The organism is Kribbella sp. NPDC049174, assembly GCF_043197365.1.
GTDB lineage: Bacteria > Actinomycetota > Actinomycetes > Propionibacteriales > Kribbellaceae > Kribbella.
The window spans coordinates 1-16538 of the sequence record NZ_JBICSZ010000007.1 but is presented as its reverse complement, the minus strand read 5'-3'; the positions used below and the strand labels follow the sequence as shown (position 1 = coordinate 16538).

Here is a 16538-nt window from a genome sequence, read left to right as displayed (position 1 = left end):
CCCCCGGACACCCAGATTCGACAGTACGGCGCCCTCGGAGGCCCTGACAACCCGTCACGACCGGGCACGTTCAGTCACGGAAGGTGTTCAAACGGACAACAGCAAGCGGTCCCGGGCGTTTGCCCGGGACCGCTTGTGATGCTGTGTTCTTGGACCTCAGTGGATCAGAAGTCCATGCCGCCCATGTCGGGCGCGCCACCCGGAGCGGCCGAGGCCTTCTCCGGCTTGTCGGCGATGACCGCCTCGGTGGTGAGGAACAGGGCCGCGATCGAGGCCGCGTTCTGCAGTGCCGAGCGGGTCACCTTGGCCGGGTCGATGATGCCGGTGGCGATCAGGTCGACGTACTCGCCGGTGGCGGCGTTGAGGCCCCAGCCCGGCTCGAGGTTGCGGACCTTCTCCACCACGACGCCGCCCTCGAGGCCGGCGTTCACGGCGATCTGCTTCAACGGCGCCTCGACCGCGGACCGCACGATGGCGGCACCGGTGGCCTCGTCACCGTCGAGCTCCAGCTTCTCGAACGCGATCACGGACGCCTGCAGCAGGGCCACGCCGCCGCCGGCGACGATGCCCTCCTCGACGGCCGCCTTTGCGTTGCGAACGGCGTCCTCGATGCGGTGCTTGCGCTCCTTCAGCTCGACCTCGGTGGCCGCGCCGACCTTGATCACCGCAACGCCACCGGCCAGCTTGGCCAGCCGCTCCTGCAGCTTCTCGCGGTCGTAGTCGGAGTCCGACTTCTCGATCTCGGCGCGGATCTGGTTCACCCGGCCGGCGATCTGGTCCGCGTCGCCCTCGCCCTCGACGATGGTCGTCTCGTCCTTGGTGACGACGATCTTGCGGGCCTGGCCGAGCAGTTCCAGGTCGACGGAGTCGAGCTTGAGGCCGACCTCCTCGGAGATCACCTCGCCGCCGGTGAGGACGGCGATGTCGACCAGCATGGCCTTGCGGCGGTCACCGAAGCCCGGCGCCTTGACGGCGACGGCCTTGAAGGTGCCCTTGATCTTGTTGACGACCAGGGTGGCCAGGGCCTCGCCCTCGATGTCCTCGGCGATGATGGCCAGCGGCTTGCCGGTCTGCATCACCTTCTCCAGCACCGGGACCAGGTCCTTGATGCTGGAGATCTTGCTGTTCACGATCAGGATGTACGGGTCGTCGAGGACCGCTTCCATCCGCTCCGTGTCAGTCACGAAGTACGGCGAGATGTAGCCCTTGTCGAAGCGCATACCCTCGGTGAGCTCGAGCTCGAGGCCGAAGGTGTTGCTCTCCTCGACGGTGATGACGCCTTCCTTGCCGACCTTGTCCATCGCCTCGGCGATGATCTGGCCGACCTGGTTGTCGGCAGCCGAGATCGACGCGGTCGCGGCGATCTGCTCCCGGGTCTCCACCGGCTTGGCCAGCGCCAGCAGCTGCTCGCTGACGGCCTCGGTCGCCTTCTCGATGCCCTTCTTCAGGCTCATCGGGTTGGCACCGGCCGCGACGTTGCGCAGACCCTCGCGGACGAGAGCCTGAGCCAGCACGGTGGCGGTGGTGGTGCCGTCACCAGCGACGTCGTCGGTCTTCTTCGCAACTTCCTTGACGAGCTCGGCCCCGATCTTCTCGTACGGGTCCTCGAGCTCGATCTCCTTGGCGATGGAGACACCGTCGTTGGTGATCGTGGGGGCGCCCCACTTCTTCTCCAGGACGACGTTGCGGCCCTTCGGGCCAAGCGTCACCTTGACGGCGTCGGCGAGGGTGTTCATACCCCGCTCGAGGCCGCGGCGCGCCTCTTCATTGAAAGAAATCAGCTTGGGCATTCTCCGCGAGTCCTCCCGCGTCGAGTATTTGTGGTTCAGCCGGCCGGATGCCCGCGACGGACGGCGCCACACCGCGGCGGTCACGTCCCGCCACGCTCCGGCACCTCATCGAGGCCGTCTTCTTGCACACTCCGGGGCAGCGAGTCTTATCACTCTCACCCATGGAGTGCTAACCAAGTATTAGCACTCGCCCCAAACGAGTGCAAGCCAGCCCCTCGCTACCGTAGGCCCATGGTGGACGTGCGAGCAGCCGGTCCGGACGCATGGCAGGACGTCGCCGCGGTGATGGGTGAGCGCGGCGATCCGGCCCGCTGCTTCTGTCAGTACTTCCGCCTGCGCGGACGGCAGTGGGACACCGCCACCCGCGAGAGCAACCGCCGCGACCTCCGCGAGCAGGTCTGCACGGCCGATGTCCCGCCCGGTGTCCTCGCGTACGACGGCACGACGCCGGTCGGCTGGTGCGCGGTCGCGCCGCGGACGGCGTACCCGCGAGTGGAGGTGTCGCCCAACTGGCGGACCGACCACCCGGATGCCTGGGTGATCACGTGCTTCGTCGTGCCGGTGGGCCACCGCCGCCAAGGCCTGGCCGGGGAGCTCGCGCTCGGCGCGGTCGAGTTCGCCCGGTCGCAGGGCGCCGCGGTGATCGAGGGCTGCGCGGTCGACACCTCGACCGCCGGCCGCGCCTCCTCGGCGGACCTCTACCGCGGCCCGCTCTCGGCGTTCCTCACCGCGGGTTTCACCGAGGTCAGCCGTACCAGCGACCGCTGGGTCCTCGTCCGCAAGCACCTCTAGGCCTGGCTGCCTTGTGTTGAAGATTAAGATTCAACCATGTAGACGGACGGGCCGAGGTTCGGCCGCGAGCACCTCTGCGAACCGATCACAGTGCGGCAGCGTGTCCTGACTGTGCGGCGGTAGCTGGTGAGCTCGGGCGGAGCCGTCGAGCGGATCGCCGCGCCGGATTCGGCACCGCGAAGACTCCGCGAGACCTTCCACCGCGATGCCGGCATCATCCTCGGCCTACCGGACGTCGGCACACAGCGGGCTCCACAGCGTCGTGACTCGCGCACAGAGTTGAGATTTCGAGGAGTTCTGATGGTTGTCGAGCACTGGTTCGACTTCGCCTGTCCCTCCAGCTACGTGGCCCAGGACCGGAACCGGATCCTGCGGGAGGGCGGGCTGGAGGTGGTCGCGCACGCGATCCGCCTCCACCCCGAGATCCGGCCGGGCGGCAAGCCGGCCGGGCCGTCGTACGACTTCCTGGCGCGTGAGGCCGAGGCGGCCGGTCTGCCGCTGCGCCGGCCGGCCCGGAGGCCGACCACGCGACCTGCGCTGGCCGCCCACGAGTGGCTCAACAGCACCCGGCCCAGGGTCGCGCAGCGATTCGCCGAGTCGGTGTTCACCGCGTACTTCGCCCATGGCCACGACGTCGCATCCGTCGACCTGCTCGCCACGCTGGCCGAGGCGGCCGGCGGGAGCGGGGCACGTCTGCGGACCGCCTTGGCCGACGGTACGGCGTACGAGGCCCTGGACCGGTCCGAGCGCCAGGCGAGGGCCAACGGCGTCACGGGCACGCCGACGTGGAACGTGCTCGGTCAGTCGGTCAGTGGTCTGCGGCCGCGGGCATGGTTCCGGGATCTGACTACTGTGCTGCGTCCAACTGGCTAACGAGACGCTTCGGGGCGCTCAGCCGCCAGGCCTCGGTGACGAGCTCGCGGAGCTCCTGGTCGTCGGCGGCTTCGATGGTGACGTCGAGCCAGGCGAACCGGCCGGAGGCCCAGGACGGCGCGTAGACGTCCGGGTCCTCGGCGACCAGCGCCTCCTGTTCCTCGCGGAGGGCCTTGAGCAGCAGCCTGGCGCCGTCCGCGGACATGTAGGCGAAGCTCTTGTTCCGCACCTTGAAGACCGGCTGACCCGCCCAGCCCTCGTGTTCCTCGACCTCCGGCAGCCCGAGCACGACCTTCGTCAGCACATCGACGTCCATCCCCCGACCGTACGCGCGGCCACCGACATTCCGCGGGCCGAAAGTCGTCAGGGCCCCGGGCCGGAGGGCCCCGGGGTCCGGCCAGGGTCGGGTCGGTACCGATCCTGATGCGGCGGGGGGCCTCCAGGCGGGAGAGTGGAGCCATGACGAACTCCAACCCCAACGCACCGTTCTCCAACCTGTCCGGCAAGGTCCTCCGTCGTTCCCGCGAACAGCGGATGCTCACGGGTGTCTCCGGCGGCATCGCGGAGTACCTGAACATCGACGTGACGCTGGTCCGCCTCGGCATCGTCGGCCTGACCCTGCTGACCGGCGGCACCGCCCTGATCGGCTACGTGGTCGCCTGGGTCGTGATCCCGGAGTCCGACGGCAAGGCCGTCTGGCAGAACGTCCAGCAGTCGGTGAACCAGCCCGCGAGCCCGGAGGCCGACATCGCCTCCCGCATCTACGACGACACCAACACCAACAACAAGCCCCCGGCGGCGTGACCTCTACTGCTGCGCCAACCGGGCGCAGCGACCACCGCCGGCGTGCGGCAGGGTGATCCGGCTCATCGCACCCTGCCGCACGTCTACACGTTCAGTGCGGTCTTGCGGACTGCCGCCAGGGCCTGGTCCGGGTGGTCGGCGAAGAGGCCTTGGATGCCCAGTCGGGTGAAGGCCGAGAGTTCGGTGGCGAAGTCCGTGTCGGTCGGGAGGAAGCGCCGTTCGGCGCGGAAGGTCCAGACCTGGACCGCGAGGCCGGCGCGGTGCGCCTGGTCGACCAGACGGGTCGGTTCGCCCAGTGAGCCGTCGGACCGGCGGGGAATGACCAGGTTCTTGTGCGGCGCCAGTACGTGCGCGTACGTCGAGACCTCGCGCAGCCCGGCCGGTTCGATCAGATCGGCGAAGGTGCGGCCGTCGCCGGTCCGCAGAAAGTCGTTCGGCGCGCTCTCGGAGTCCACCAGCTGCACCAGCGGCACCCGCGTCATCACCGACAACCGGCGCAGACTGGTCGGCTCGAACGACTGCACCATGATCTCGTCGTTCCGCAGCCCCAGAGTCAGGATCCGCTCGGTCAACAGCTCTTCCAACGGCAGTCCGACCCGCCGGAAGTACGCCGGGTACTTGATCTCCGGCAGTACGCCGATCGGCCGGCCGAGCCGCTGTGACTCCTGCCGGGCCAGCGCCACCACCTCGTCGAAGGTGGGGATCGTCTCCAGCCCGTCGTACGCCGTGTTGCCGGCACGGAGCGCGGGCATTCGCTCCCGCGCCCGCAAGGTCCGCAGCTCGGCGTAGGTGAAGTCCTCGACGAACCAGCCGGTGACGGCGGTCCCGTCCACGATCTTGGTGATCTTCCGGTCCGCGAACACCGGGTGGTCCGCGACGTCCGTCGTACCGGAGATCTCGTTCTCGTGCCGGCAGACCAGGACGCCGTCGAGGGTGGCGACCAGGTCCGGTTCCAGGTAGTCGGCTCCAAGGTCAGCAGCCAGGCGGTACGCCGCCGGCGTGTGTTCCGGGCGGTAGCCACTCGCTCCCCGATGCGCGATCACCAGCATGGTTCCAGGACAGGCGGCGCACATGGCGGGCCGGAGACTCGTTGCCCAACGCAAGATGAAGGTCTTTTGATGCGCGGGGAGACCGCGGCGGCACCGCCGGTGACCGGGCCAGGCGCGATTAATTCGCATGCGGCTGTCGGTGGCCGCACCTAGCCTGAGAAGGCTATGAGACAACTCCCGCTCGCCGATCCCGGCGTTCCCGATCACCGCTCGCCGGCCCGCTATCTGCTCTGGGTCGCGCGCGGTCAGTCGCGCACGCTCGCCGGCGGAATGGCGTTCGGCATCCTGTGGATGGGCTCACAGGCGTTCATCCCGGCGATCCTCGGCCTGGCGATCGACCAGGGGATCGCCGCGCGCGACGGCGAGCGGCTGCTGCAGTGGACCGCGGCGCTGTTCGCGGTCGGTGTCGTGCAGGCGCTGGCCGGCATCATGCGGCACCGGTTCGCGGTGACGAACTGGCTGACCGCCGCCTATCGCACGGTCCAGGTGGTGACGCGGAAGTCGGCCGACCTCGGTGCGACCCTGCCGAAGCATCTGGCCACCGGCGAGGTGGTCAGCGTCGGCGCCGGCGACCTGGCCTACGTCGGCAACCTGATGGAGGTCACGGCCCGGTTCGCCGGCTCGATCGTCGCCTTCGCCGTGGTCGCCGCGATCCTGCTCTCCACGTCGACCACGCTCGGCCTGGTGGTGCTGATCGGCGTACCGGTGATGCTGTTCTGCCTCGGCCCGATGCTGCGGCCGCTGCACAAGCGGCAGTCCGCGCAACGCGAGGCCGTCGGCGAGCTGAACTCGCTCGGCTCCGACATCGTGGCGGGTCTGCGGGTGCTGCGGGGCATCGGTGGCGAGGAGTCGTTCTCGCGTCGGTACCGCGGCGAGTCGCAGCAGGTCCGGCAGGCCGGTGTGCGGGTGGCACGGATCCAGTCCGTGCTGGACGCTGCCCAGGTGCTGCTGCCTGGCGTCTTCGTCGTGCTGGTGGTCGGTCTGGGTGCGCACTTCGCGCTGCGCGGTGACCTCAGCGCGGGTTCGCTCGTCGCCTTCTACGGCTACGCGACGTTCCTGGTGCTGCCGCTGCGCACAGCCACTGACTTCGCCAACCAGTTGATGCGCGGCCTGGTCGCGGCGCGCCGGGTGATCCGCGTGCTGGCGCTGAAGCCCGACGTCACCGATCCGGTCCAGCCGGTGCGGCTGCCGGACGGTGGCGACCTGGTCGACCCGGTCTCCGGCATCCGCGCCCGCGACGGACGGCTCACTGCGATCGTTGCGGCCGAGCCGGACACCTACAACGAGCTGGCGGACCGCCTGGGTCGGTACGACGACACCAGCGAGGTGCGGTACGGCGGAGTGACTCTGGCCAGCGCCACGCGCGAGGACGTGCGTGCGCGGATCCTGGTGAGCGACACCGGTTCCCAGTTGTTCACCGGCACACTGCGCCAGGAGCTCGACCCGGACAACCGTCGGACCGATGACGAACTGATGGCTGCGATGCGTACAGCGTCGGCCGACGACGTGCTGGTCGCACTTTCCGACGGACTCGACTCCGAGGTGGAGGAGAAGGGCCGCTCGTTCTCCGGCGGACAGCGGCAGCGGTTGGTGCTGGTCCGGGCCCTGCTGGCGGACCCGTCCGTGCTCGTCCTGGTCGAGCCGACCTCCGCGGTCGACGCGCACACCGAGGCGCGGATCGCGGACCGGCTGCGCGACCACCGAGCCGGTCGCACCACCGTCGTGCTGTCCGCGAGCCCGCCGCTGCTGGACCGGGTCGACGAGGTCATCTTCGTCGCCGCCGGCCGAGTGGTTGCCACCGGCAAACACCGCACGCTGCTCGAGACCGAGCCCTATTACCGCAAGACCGTGACCCGTGAGACGGAAGAGGAGGAGGTGCTCACATGAGGCAGATCCTGCCCGTAGCGGGCCCTGCTGAGATCCGTCGGCACGCGCGCCGGCTGGCCCGGCGGCATCCGCGCACGTTGCTCGTCGCGTTGTTGCTGCACGGGCTGGCCGCGATCACCGGTCTGGCCGCGCCACGGCTGATCGGCGGTCTGGTCGAGGACGTCCAGAGCGGCACGACCGTTGCCAAGGTCAACCAGGTGATCCTGGTCATCGCGGTGTTCATCGTGGCGCAGTCGCTGCTGACCCGGTGGGCCCGGTTCAAGTCGTTCGCGCTCGGCGAGCAGGTGCTGGCCGAGCTGCGGGAGGACTTCGTCGACAACGCCCTCGCGCTGCCGATCGGCACCGTCGAGCGAGCCGGCACCGGCGACCTGCTGTCACGCACCTCGCGTGACGTCGACACCCTGTCGCGGACGGTGCGGTTCGCCGTACCGGAGACGATCATCGCGTTCGTCACCGTGCTGTTCACGGTCGCCGCGACGATGCTCGTCGGCGTCTGGGTGCTGGTGCCGCTGCTCGCGATGACCCCGCTGCTCTGGATCAGCACGCGGTGGTACCTGCGGCGCGCGAAGGACGGGTACCTGCGCGAGAACGCGGCGTACGCACAGATGACGAGCTCGCTGGCCGAGACGGTCGAGGGTGCGCGCACGGTCGAGGCCCTGCGGCGGTACGACGAACGCGTCCGCCGGACCGATGCCGACATCCGCGGCTCCTACCTGGCCGAGCGGTACACGCTGTTCCTCCGGACCATGTACTTCCCGGTCGCCGAGATCGGCTACCTCGTGCCGGTGGTGGGGACGCTGCTGTTCGGCGGCTGGCTGCACATCAACGGGCACGTCTCACTCGGCGCGGTCACGGCCGCGGTGCTGTACGTGAACCAGCTGATCGATCCGGTCGACCGGTTGCTGTCCTGGCTGGACGAGCTGCAGTCCGGTGGTGCCGCGTTCGCTCGGTTGCTGGGTATCAGCGACGTGGAGGACGATCGGACACCGTCGGGTCAGGCGCCTTCGGGCGAGCTCGTCGAGGCGAAGGACGTGCGGTTCTCGTACGTCGACGGCCGCGACGTCCTGCACGGCGTCGATCTGACCATCCAGCCGGGTGAGCGGGTCGCGATGGTCGGTCCGTCCGGCGCGGGCAAGTCGACGCTCGGCCGGCTGGTCGCGGGGATCCATCCGCCCCGGACGGGTTCGGTGACGGTCGGCGGGGTCGGGATGACCGAGCTGCCGCTGGACGAGTTGCGCAAGCAGGTCGCACTGGTGACGCAGGAGCATCACGTCTTCGTCGGCACCCTGCGGGACAACCTGTCGATGGCTCGGCCTTCAGCGACTGACGACGAGCTGATCAACGCACTCGAGGCAGTCGACGCCCGCGAGTGGGCCGAGGCGTTGCCGGATGGTCTGGACACGCGCGTCGGGTCCGGTCAGCTGGCGTTGTCGCCGGCGCAGGCGCAGCAGTTGGCACTGGCCCGACTGGTGCTGGCCGATCCGCACACGCTGGTGCTGGACGAGGCCACGTCGCTGATCGACCCGCGAGCAGCACGACACATGGAGCGCTCGCTGGCCGCCGTACTGGAGGGCCGGACGGTGATCGCGATCGCCCACCGCCTCTACACCGCCCACGACGCCGACCGGGTCGCGGTGGTGGAGGACGGCCGGATCAGCGAGCTGGGCAGCCACGACGAGCTGGTCGCCCGCCAAGGCTCCTACGCCGCGCTCTGGAACTCCTGGCACGGCTGATCGAACGTCAGAACCCCCCGGCCCAGTGGTCGGGGGGTTCTGCGTTTCCTAGGGTCGGGTACGGCGTTTCCGCAGCACGAGGACAGCTGAATCGACATGGGGCGGTGGGGTGAAAGCCTTACGGGGAAGGCGAAGACCGATCGACAGGTCGTACTGCTGGTACCACCGGTTCGCACCAGGTGCGTCACCGCGAGACCACCGGTTCGCCACCGCCCGCTGCAGCACGAGATCCGCCGACACCAGGCGGGAACCCGGTGCCAGCAAGCGCTTCAGCAAGGCGGTGGAGACGTTGTACGGCGGACTCGACACCACCCGGAACGGTCGTGACGGCAACCGCAGATCGGCGGCATCGGCACGGACCACCGTCACCGGCGCGTCCGCGAACCGCCGACGCAATCGGTCGGCACGACCAGGGTGGAGTTCGACGGCGACCACCTGGGCTCCGGCCCGGACCAGCGGTGCGGTCAGCGCACCGAGTCCGGCTCCGACGTCGAGGACGAGTTCACCGGGTCTGACTCCGGCGGCGTCCACGACTCGTTGGGCCCAACGACTATCGAGCGGATGCCATCCCCAGGCACCCCTCGCCTGCCCGTAGGCGGGCACGACGGACCATCACGAAGTACGTACTCATGCGGCCGACCCTAGCCCCCGAACCGCCCGCTCTCAAAGCATTTTCACCGCGCGACCGGGCCCTGGCCGGGACAGTCGTCACCCCGCCCAGCAGCGCGACTACGACCAGTAGGACCAACCATCGGCGGAGCTGTCGGATGCCCATCGGTGCGCCTCCTCGCAGACCGCGCTCATTTTTCCAGCGCGTGCTGGGCAGACAAGCCTTTCGATCCTGATTTCACAGGGCTTTTGGCGTAGCTCCGAGTGACAGAACGGTGGCCGTCGTACGACGTTCCGCCCGTTCCAGCCGGGTACGGCGAGCAGCCGCCAGGCCGGTCTTGGCAAGCTCACGTCGTACGTCGAGAACGCGAACGGGCAGCGCATCCGTCATCAGGAGCGGTGCGTACTCGGCGTTCGAGGTGGTCCACCGATCGCCGGATCGCTGGAAGGTGAAGCGGACCAGGAGTCCCTCGGCCTTGGGTGTGCTGGGTTCGCGGTGGGCGGCGATCAGGTTACCGAGGCCGTACGCGACCCACTTGCCGTTGTGCTGCTCCATCGGCTGGACGACGTGGGCATGGTGACCGAGCAGCAGATCGATGTTGCTGTCGGCAAGCAGTTGCGGAGCCACCTCGCGTTGCTGGTCGTTGAGCTTGCTCGAGTACTCGGTGCCCCAGTGACAGCTGACAACGACGACGTCCGCGCCGGCGTCACGGGCCTTCTTCGCCATCGCCTTGATCGCCGGTACGTCGATCTTGCCGGCGCGCCACGTGTCGCCGTCGGGATACGGCAGGCCGTTGAAGCCGTACGTGTAGCTGAGCAACGCGATCTTCACGCCGCGAACGTCAACGATCGTTGGAGTTTCAGCCTCGGCCGGCGTGCGGGCCGTGCCGGCGTGACGGAGGCCGGCGCGCTCGAGCGTCTTCAGTGTGCGGTCCACGCCGGCCGCACCGCCGTCGAAGCTGTGATTGCTCGCGGTGGTGCACACGTCGTACCCAGTCTGCTTGAGCGCTGCGGCGATCTGCGGCGGCCCTTGGAACAGCGGGTAGCCGCGGTACGGGCCGCCGAGCGGAGCCAGCGGGGTCTCGAGGTGACACACCGCGAGGTCGGCGTCTTGAACGATCGGCTTCACGCTGCTCATCACCGGCGCGAAATCCCAGTCGCCGTTGCGGCCGTCGCGTTTCGCGGTGGTCCAGAGACGTTCGTGCAGGAGTACGTCGCCGGTGGCCACGAGGGTGAGCTCGTCGGACTGATTCTGATTCGCCTTGTCCGGGTTGGGTTTCTGCCCGGTTGCCGGGCTAGTGCCCCGACCGGTGTCCGCGGCTGTGTCCGCGATACATCCCGTCGTTGCGAGTGCTCCGGCTCCGGCGAGCATCGCGCCCAGCACAGCCCGTCGTCGTACCGCCATTCCGTGCCCCCAAGCGTCAACCCCCAGTTGCTTTGGAGACGCCCCGCCCGTCCGTTTGGTTCGCTAGGCGATCAGGTTGGAATCGTCCTGGGTGGCCGGATTGTCCTGGCAGGCCTCGACGAGGGTGTCGAGCGAGATCTCCAGGGTCGCGGCGACGGCGGCGACGGTGAACAGAGCCGGGGTCGGGATGCGGCCGGTCTCGATCTTGCGCAGGGTGTCGACGGAGACGCCACAGGCCGCCGCCACCTCGACCATGCTGCGCTCACCACGAGCCTCCCGGAGGAGTCGGCCGAGTTGCCGGCCCCGCTCGCGGTCCCAACTGGACAGAGGTGGTCGAACCATGACCGTGATAATAGTACCGGTATAGTTATCCGGGAAGACGCAGAGGTCGAGGAGTTGGCATGGTCGAGTTGAAGACCGCGGCGGAGATCGAGCAGATGCGCGCGGCAGGCCGCGTCGTCGCCAGTGCGCTCGCCGCGGTGAAGAAGGAGGCCGCGGTAGGGGTTTCGCTGCGCGAACTCGACGGTGTGGCTCGCGACGTCCTGCGGTCGGCCGGGGCGGTGTCCTTGTTCGAGGGGTACCAGCCGGGGTTCGCGACCAGCCCGTTCAGCGGTGTCATCTGTACGTCGGTGAACGACGCCGTACTGCATGGTCCGCCCGGAGACCTCACGCTGCAGGACGGCGACCTGCTGAACATCGACTGCGGCGCCTCGGTCGACGGGTGGTGCGCGGACTCCGCGATCAGCTTCTGCGTCGGTACGCCGCGCGCCGAGGACCTGGAGCTGATCGCCACCACCGAGGAGGCGCTCGCCGCCGGGATCGCCGCGGCCGTTCCGGGCAACCGGCTCGGTGACGTCGGCGCCGCGATCGGCCGGATCGGCAAGGCGGCCGGGATCGGCACCAACCTCGACTTCGGCGGCCACGGCATCGGCCGGCGGATGCACGAGGACCCCCACATCCCCAACGCCGGCCGGCCGGGTCGCGGCCTCAAGCTCCGCGCGGGTCACGTCTTCGCCATCGAACCCTGGTTCTGGAGCGGCCCCGGCAGCACCTACGTCATCGACGACGACGGCTGGACCCTCCGCTCCGCCGACCAAACCCGAGGCGCCCACGCCGAACACACCGTCGCCATCACCAAGGACGGCCCCCAAATCCTCACCCTGCTGTAGTCCCCAGTACGCACGGTCCTACGTCGCGCGCACCTTCGTCGTGCGCTCCCCCGGCTTGCTGCTCCATCAAGTAGTTCGACAGTTTTCTTCCGGTTGGTGTCACCGACCGTTGTTCGCCGGTTACGATGCCTTTTCGACGCCAACCTGTACTGGGGATGGGAAGCTTCATGAATGAATCGCAGGACGCCGAGGTCTACGACCGACTGAACCTCGATCGGCCGCATGGCGCCCGTGTCTACGATTACTTCCTGGGCGGCAAGGACAACTTCGCGATCGACCGGCAGGCGGCCGAGCACCTCTTGGAGGCGTTCCCGGGGTTCCGTACCGCCGCCCGCTCGAACCGGATGTGGATGCACCGCGCCGCCCGGTACGTCGCCGAGCGGGGGATCACCCAGTTCCTCGACGTCGGCACCGGCATCCCGACCAGCCCCAACCTGCACGAGGTAGTGCAGCAGGTGGTCCCTGAAGCTCGGGTCGTCTACGCAGACAACGACCCCATCGTGCTGGCGCACTCCAGAGCGCTGCTGGTGAGCACCCCGGAGGGCAAGACCGCCTACCTCGAAGCCGATGTCACCGACCCGCAGTCGATCCTCGAATCCGCTGAGGTCAAGGACGTTCTCGACCTGAGCAAGCCGGTGGCGCTCAGCCTGGTCGGCGTCTTCCACTACCTGCCCGACGCGCTCAAGCCGTACGACCTGGTCCAGCAGTTGCTCGAGCCGCTCGCGTCCGGCTCGTACCTGATCTTCTCGCACTGCACGCCGGACTTCGCGCCCGAGCTGTGGGAGCGCGCGATCGAGGTCTACAAGGCCGACGGCGGTGACGCGCAGGTCCGCAGCAAGGACGAGGTCGCGCGCTTCTTCGACGGACTCGAACTGGTCGAGCCCGGCGTGTCCGCGCCGTTCCGCTGGCACCCCGACGCGGAGACCGAGCGACTGGTCGAGAACGGTGAGTTCACCGACGTCTCCTGCAGCCTGTGGGTAGGCGTCGCCCAGAAGCCCTAGCCGCCGCTGTGAGTCGACCGCAACCGACGGTCGACTCACATCCCGCGCAGAGAACCAACGAGTGCGCGACGGAGCGGCGACTCGCTGACTGACTCCGCAAGGTGTCGTCGGCTGACTGACTCAGTCGCTCCGCAACGTGTCGTACGCCGCGTCGATTGCGGCCGTCCGGAGGGCGTCGACGTCGACGCCCTCGAAGGCGACGGCACAGTCGGACAGTCCACCGATCGCGACCATGCCGCGCACCTGGTCGGCCAGTGACGGCGACTCGCCGATCAGCAGGGCGATGATCCGGCGGCGCCAGCCCTCGACGTGCTCGGTCAGATGCATCTCCTGCAGCACCGACAGATCGCGGATCGCGAGCAGCAGCAAACCGCGGTGCCGGTAGGTGAGGTCGAAGAACGACCCGAGCAGCTCCCGGCGCCCGTCCGGCGGATCGGCTTCCATCGCACCGACGTACGCGTCGAAGTCGTCGATCAGCGGCTTCGCCAGGCTGCTGACGAGATCGTCGCGCGAGCTGAAGTGGTAGTAGAGCGCCGGCTTGGTCATCCCCAGCCGGTCCGCGATGTCCTTCAGGCTGGTGTGCTGCACCCCCTTCGCGCTGAACAAGTCCAGCGCGGCCTGCTGGATCCTCTCCTTGGTGTCTGCGCTGCGCGCTCTCGGCATGCCGGCAAGTTTAACTGACCTACCGTTAAGTAAGGCATTGACAAGACCGCTCCTCGTTTGCTTACCTTCCGTTAAGTAAACAAAATGGAAGGGGTCCCGTCATGGCGAGAGTGCTGATCTCGGGCGCAAGTGTGGCCGGCCCGGTGCTTGCGTACTGGCTGCGTCGCTTCGGCTTCGAGCCCACGGTGGTCGAACGCACCCCGGCGCTGCGGCACGGCCTCGGCGGGCACGCTGTCGACCTGTTTGGTTCGGGTGTCGAGGTGGTGCGGCGGATGGGCCTGTGGGAGCAGATCCACGAGGCGCGTACCCGGACCACGATCATGACGTTGGAGCGGCGCCGTGGGCGTCCGATCGACGTGAACGTCGACCGCCTGAGCGCCGGCATCTCGGACGAGCACGTCGAGATCCTCCGCGGCGAACTGACGAAGATCCTGTACGACGCGACCCGCGCGGACATCGAGTATCTGTTCGGCGACTCGATCGCGACCGTGCACGGGCGTCGACGTGACGTTCGAGCACGCGGCACCGCGCCGGTTCGACCTGGTGATCGGTGCCGACGGGTTGCACTCGACTGTCCGCCGGCTCGCCTTCGGCCCTGAGGAAGGATTGCGGCGCCCGCTCGGCGGCTACCTCGCGGTGTACTCACTGCCCGATCTTTTCGACCTGGGCAACCGGATGCTGGTCCATGTCGACCTCGACCGGATCGTCAGCACCTACGGTGTCCACCAGACCGGGCAGGCCCGCGCGGCCTTCCTGTTCCGCAAGCCCGAGGAATTGCGGTTCGACTATCGCGACCAGGATCAGCAGCGGCGGATCGTCGAGGCCGAGTTCCGCGACTACGGCTGGCGGGTGCCGCAGCTGCTCGAGCACCTCGCGACGGCCGACGACTTCTACTTCGACGCCATCAACCAGATCACCCTGGACAGCTGGCAGCGCGGCCGGGTCGCGCTCGTCGGGGACGCGGGCTTCAGTCCCGGACCAGCCATCGGCGGCGGGACAAGCCTGGCCGCGGTCACGGCGTACGTGCTGGCAGGCGAACTCGCGTCCACTCGAGACGACCTCCCAGCCGGGCTCCGGAACTACGAGCAGAAGATCAGCCGGTACGTCGAACTCAGTCGCGCAGCCGCGGTGAAGACGATGAGGTCAGTGATCCCGGCAAGCCGAACCGCCGTACGACTGGTGCCCTGGGCAACAGCAACCCTGGTCAAGCTGCCGACTCCCATCCAGAAGCTGGCATGGTCCCAGAACGGCCTCGGCAAGGCACTCGGCGCCCTACAGCTACCCGACTACGAAGAACTAGCCACCAACCGATAAGCCATCGAGGGTGGGAGCATCCGGCGAGCGAGCGGCGCGAACGCGCAAGAGCAGCAGGCAACCGCGAACACGCGAGCACAGCACCCGGCACGACCACACGGGACGAGCGAACCCGGGGGACGTGCGGGAGAGCGGACCCGGCGGACGTGCGAGCGGACCTGCGGGATGAGCGCGGGTTGCGGAGGTGGGGGTGGAGCAGGCCGACTAGAACAGGGTTTGTTGGTCGAGGTCTGGGGTGGTGTGTGGGAGCGGGGCGGGGCGGCGGGGAGGGCGGGCCGGGGTGCGGCGGCGGGGGGTGCGGACGCGGGTGGTGGTGGGGTCCGAGGGGTTCATTGGGTCTGCGCGGTGGCGGGAGCTTTGGGCGAAGCCGTGTTTGTCGAGTAGGGGGCGGACCTTGGCTTCGAAGGCGTTTTGGTAGCTCGGGGCGGCGTTGACGCCGTGGGCGTAGAGGGATTGGTAGCGGGCGACCAGGTCAGGGCGTTCGCCGGCCAGCCAGGTCATGAACCATTCCTTGACCCGGGTCGCAGATGGAGCACCAGTGTGGTGACGCCGGTTGCACCGGCTTCGGCTAGCTGACCGAGGAGGAAATCCAACTGCTCGGCCGAATCGGTGAGCCACGGGAGGACCGGCGCGACCATGACGCCACAGGTGAGACCGGCCTCGCGGACGGCACGGATCAGGTCGAGCCGACCACGGACCGACGGGACACCCGGCTCGACGAGCTTGCGGAGCTCCTCGTCCGCCAGCGCGAGCGAGATACCGATGCCGACGGGCACCTCTGAGGACGCCGCCACCAGTAGCTCCAGATCGCGCCGGAGCAACGTCCCCTTGGTCAGCACGGACAGCGGCGTCCCCGAACCGGCCAATGCCTCGATGATCCCCGGCATCAGCCGGTACCGCCCCTCGGCCCGCTGGTAGGGATCGGTATTGGTGCCCAGAGCAACCTGTTCGCCGGCCCAGGACGGCCGGGCCAACTCGCGCCGCAACACCTCCACCACGTTCGTCTTCACAACGATCTGCTGGTCGAAGTCCTCCCCCTGGTCGAGCTCGAGATAGCGGTGTGAGGGCCGGGCGAAGCAGTAGCGGCAGGCATGCGTGCAGCCGCGATAGGGATTGATCGTCCAGTTGAAGGGCAGCGACGTCCCCGGCACCGAGTTCAGCGCGGAGCGGGCCAGCACTTCGTGGAAGGTGATCCCGCGGAACTCCGGTGTGGTCACCGACCGGACCAGACCCGCGATCGACCCGAGCCCCGGCAACGTCCCCGGGGTCTCCGCATCGACCTGCTGACCAGCCCATCTCATGCAGCACAGTCGAACATATGTTCCCCAGATCTTCAAGTCGGCCCTGTGCACAACTGTGATGTCTCAGGACATAGGTGACAGTTCTGCATCAGGACATCGGTGACACTCGATGTGTCAGGACATCGGTGACGATTCAGGGGTCTTGGCG

17 protein-coding genes are annotated in these 16538 nt (G+C 68.5%); 9 read left to right on the top strand and 8 right to left on the bottom strand.

The window, feature by feature from the left end:
• Nucleotides 1-164: 164 nt before the first annotated feature.
• Nucleotides 165-1790 (bottom strand): chaperonin GroEL, encoded by a 1626-nt coding sequence (gene groL, locus ACGFIF_RS29835; RefSeq protein WP_132212196.1) that lies wholly within the window; start codon nucleotides 1788-1790, stop codon nucleotides 165-167.
• A gap of 231 nt (nucleotides 1791-2021) precedes the next feature.
• Between groL and ACGFIF_RS29830 the strand changes: the two genes are divergently transcribed.
• A complete protein-coding gene (locus tag ACGFIF_RS29830) occupies nucleotides 2022-2582 on the top strand; it encodes a GNAT family N-acetyltransferase (protein WP_393159045.1) in 561 nt (186 codons plus the stop codon).
• 300 nt (nucleotides 2583-2882) lie between these two features.
• Complete coding sequence (locus ACGFIF_RS29825) at nucleotides 2883-3455, top strand: DsbA family protein (protein ID WP_393159044.1); 573 nt, start codon at nucleotides 2883-2885, stop codon at nucleotides 3453-3455.
• Here the strand turns inward: ACGFIF_RS29825 and ACGFIF_RS29820 are convergent.
• Entirely contained in the window at nucleotides 3430-3771 is a 342-nt protein-coding gene (locus tag ACGFIF_RS29820) for an MmcQ/YjbR family DNA-binding protein (protein ID WP_393159042.1), read from the bottom strand. The genes ACGFIF_RS29825 and ACGFIF_RS29820 overlap by 26 nt on opposite strands.
• Nucleotides 3772-3914: 143 nt before the next feature.
• On the opposite strand from ACGFIF_RS29820, the gene ACGFIF_RS29815 reads away from it, so the two are divergent.
• On the top strand, nucleotides 3915-4259 hold the full coding sequence (locus ACGFIF_RS29815) for a PspC domain-containing protein (RefSeq protein ID WP_393159040.1): 345 nt from the start codon (nucleotides 3915-3917) through the stop codon (nucleotides 4257-4259).
• An 83-nt stretch (nucleotides 4260-4342) separates the two neighbouring features.
• Here the strand turns inward: ACGFIF_RS29815 and ACGFIF_RS29810 are convergent, their stop codons facing one another.
• On the bottom strand, nucleotides 4343-5308 hold the full coding sequence (locus tag ACGFIF_RS29810) for a glycerophosphodiester phosphodiesterase (protein WP_393159039.1): 966 nt from the start codon (nucleotides 5306-5308) through the stop codon (nucleotides 4343-4345).
• A 165-nt stretch (nucleotides 5309-5473) separates the two neighbouring features.
• Here ACGFIF_RS29810 and ACGFIF_RS29805 point away from each other — a divergent pair, with 165 nt between their 5' ends.
• Together ACGFIF_RS29805 and ACGFIF_RS29800 are read left to right on the top strand one after the other, a co-directional pair.
• The gene (locus ACGFIF_RS29805) at nucleotides 5474-7195 is read left to right on the top strand and encodes an ABC transporter ATP-binding protein (protein WP_393159037.1); all 1722 of its coding nucleotides are present in this window, start codon (nucleotides 5474-5476) and stop codon (nucleotides 7193-7195) included.
• Nucleotides 7192-8928: an ABC transporter ATP-binding protein gene (locus ACGFIF_RS29800; RefSeq protein WP_393159036.1), complete on the top strand. Its 1737-nt coding sequence runs from the start codon at nucleotides 7192-7194 to the stop codon at nucleotides 8926-8928. The genes ACGFIF_RS29805 and ACGFIF_RS29800 overlap by 4 nt, the downstream gene beginning before the upstream one ends.
• A gap of 48 nt (nucleotides 8929-8976) precedes the next feature.
• Here ACGFIF_RS29800 and ACGFIF_RS29795 read toward each other — a convergent pair whose 3' ends face one another.
• From ACGFIF_RS29795 to ACGFIF_RS29785, 3 genes are all read right to left on the bottom strand, one after another.
• A complete protein-coding gene (locus ACGFIF_RS29795; RefSeq protein WP_393159034.1) occupies nucleotides 8977-9531 on the bottom strand; it encodes an rRNA adenine N(6)-methyltransferase family protein in 555 nt (184 codons plus the stop codon).
• A gap of 244 nt (nucleotides 9532-9775) precedes the next feature.
• Nucleotides 9776-10942, bottom strand: coding sequence for a CapA family protein (locus ACGFIF_RS29790; RefSeq protein ID WP_393159033.1), 1167 nt, complete (start codon nucleotides 10940-10942; stop codon nucleotides 9776-9778).
• Nucleotides 10943-11005: 63 nt separating this feature from the next.
• Nucleotides 11006-11284: a helix-turn-helix domain-containing protein gene (locus tag ACGFIF_RS29785; protein ID WP_393159032.1), complete on the bottom strand. Its 279-nt coding sequence runs from the start codon at nucleotides 11282-11284 to the stop codon at nucleotides 11006-11008.
• A gap of 59 nt (nucleotides 11285-11343) precedes the next feature.
• Between ACGFIF_RS29785 and map the strand changes: the two genes are divergently transcribed.
• Both map and ACGFIF_RS29775 read left to right on the top strand, forming a co-directional pair.
• Nucleotides 11344-12111 (top strand): type I methionyl aminopeptidase, encoded by a 768-nt coding sequence (map, locus tag ACGFIF_RS29780; RefSeq protein WP_393159030.1) that lies wholly within the window; start codon nucleotides 11344-11346, stop codon nucleotides 12109-12111.
• A gap of 167 nt (nucleotides 12112-12278) precedes the next feature.
• Nucleotides 12279-13112 carry an SAM-dependent methyltransferase gene (locus tag ACGFIF_RS29775; RefSeq protein ID WP_393159029.1) on the top strand — a complete coding sequence of 278 codons (834 nt, stop codon included), beginning with the start codon at nucleotides 12279-12281 and terminating at the stop codon, nucleotides 13110-13112.
• A 120-nt stretch (nucleotides 13113-13232) separates the two neighbouring features.
• On the opposite strand, the gene ACGFIF_RS29770 is transcribed toward ACGFIF_RS29775, so the two are convergent.
• On the bottom strand, nucleotides 13233-13775 hold the full coding sequence (locus ACGFIF_RS29770) for a TetR/AcrR family transcriptional regulator (protein ID WP_393159027.1): 543 nt from the start codon (nucleotides 13773-13775) through the stop codon (nucleotides 13233-13235).
• A 101-nt stretch (nucleotides 13776-13876) separates the two neighbouring features.
• On the opposite strand from ACGFIF_RS29770, the gene ACGFIF_RS29765 reads away from it, so the two are divergent.
• Entirely contained in the window at nucleotides 13877-14374 is a 498-nt protein-coding gene (locus ACGFIF_RS29765) for an FAD-dependent monooxygenase (RefSeq protein WP_393159026.1), read from the top strand.
• A complete protein-coding gene (locus ACGFIF_RS29760; RefSeq protein ID WP_393159024.1) occupies nucleotides 14280-15089 on the top strand; it encodes an FAD-dependent monooxygenase in 810 nt (269 codons plus the stop codon). Before ACGFIF_RS29765 ends, ACGFIF_RS29760 begins: the two co-directional genes overlap by 95 nt.
• 497 nt (nucleotides 15090-15586) lie before the next feature.
• Here ACGFIF_RS29760 and ACGFIF_RS29755 read toward each other — a convergent pair whose 3' ends face one another.
• The gene (locus tag ACGFIF_RS29755; protein ID WP_393159022.1) at nucleotides 15587-16390 is read right to left on the bottom strand and encodes an Rv2578c family radical SAM protein; all 804 of its coding nucleotides are present in this window, start codon (nucleotides 16388-16390) and stop codon (nucleotides 15587-15589) included.
• Between the last annotated feature and the right edge of the window lie 148 nt (nucleotides 16391-16538).

Coding starts and splice junctions, on each gene's coding strand:
- ACGFIF_RS29765 (WP_393159026.1), top strand. CDS start 13,877: ATGGCGAGAGTGCTGATCTCGGGCGCAAGTGTGGCCGGCCCGGTGCTT.
- ACGFIF_RS29790 (WP_393159033.1), bottom strand. CDS start 10,942: ATGGCGGTACGACGACGGGCTGTGCTGGGCGCGATGCTCGCCGGAGCC.
- ACGFIF_RS29815 (WP_393159040.1), top strand. CDS start 3,915: ATGACGAACTCCAACCCCAACGCACCGTTCTCCAACCTGTCCGGCAAG.
- ACGFIF_RS29820 (WP_393159042.1), bottom strand. CDS start 3,771: ATGGACGTCGATGTGCTGACGAAGGTCGTGCTCGGGCTGCCGGAGGTC.
- ACGFIF_RS29825 (WP_393159044.1), top strand. CDS start 2,883: ATGGTTGTCGAGCACTGGTTCGACTTCGCCTGTCCCTCCAGCTACGTG.
- map (WP_393159030.1), top strand. CDS start 11,344: ATGGTCGAGTTGAAGACCGCGGCGGAGATCGAGCAGATGCGCGCGGCA.
- ACGFIF_RS29775 (WP_393159029.1), top strand. CDS start 12,279: ATGAATGAATCGCAGGACGCCGAGGTCTACGACCGACTGAACCTCGAT.
- ACGFIF_RS29805 (WP_393159037.1), top strand. CDS start 5,474: ATGAGACAACTCCCGCTCGCCGATCCCGGCGTTCCCGATCACCGCTCG.
- ACGFIF_RS29830 (WP_393159045.1), top strand. CDS start 2,022: ATGGTGGACGTGCGAGCAGCCGGTCCGGACGCATGGCAGGACGTCGCC.
- ACGFIF_RS29755 (WP_393159022.1), bottom strand. CDS start 16,390: ATGAGATGGGCTGGTCAGCAGGTCGATGCGGAGACCCCGGGGACGTTG.
- groL (WP_132212196.1), bottom strand. CDS start 1,790: ATGCCCAAGCTGATTTCTTTCAATGAAGAGGCGCGCCGCGGCCTCGAG.
- ACGFIF_RS29785 (WP_393159032.1), bottom strand. CDS start 11,284: ATGGTTCGACCACCTCTGTCCAGTTGGGACCGCGAGCGGGGCCGGCAA.
- ACGFIF_RS29800 (WP_393159036.1), top strand. CDS start 7,192: ATGAGGCAGATCCTGCCCGTAGCGGGCCCTGCTGAGATCCGTCGGCAC.
- ACGFIF_RS29770 (WP_393159027.1), bottom strand. CDS start 13,775: ATGCCGAGAGCGCGCAGCGCAGACACCAAGGAGAGGATCCAGCAGGCC.
- ACGFIF_RS29810 (WP_393159039.1), bottom strand. CDS start 5,308: ATGCTGGTGATCGCGCATCGGGGAGCGAGTGGCTACCGCCCGGAACAC.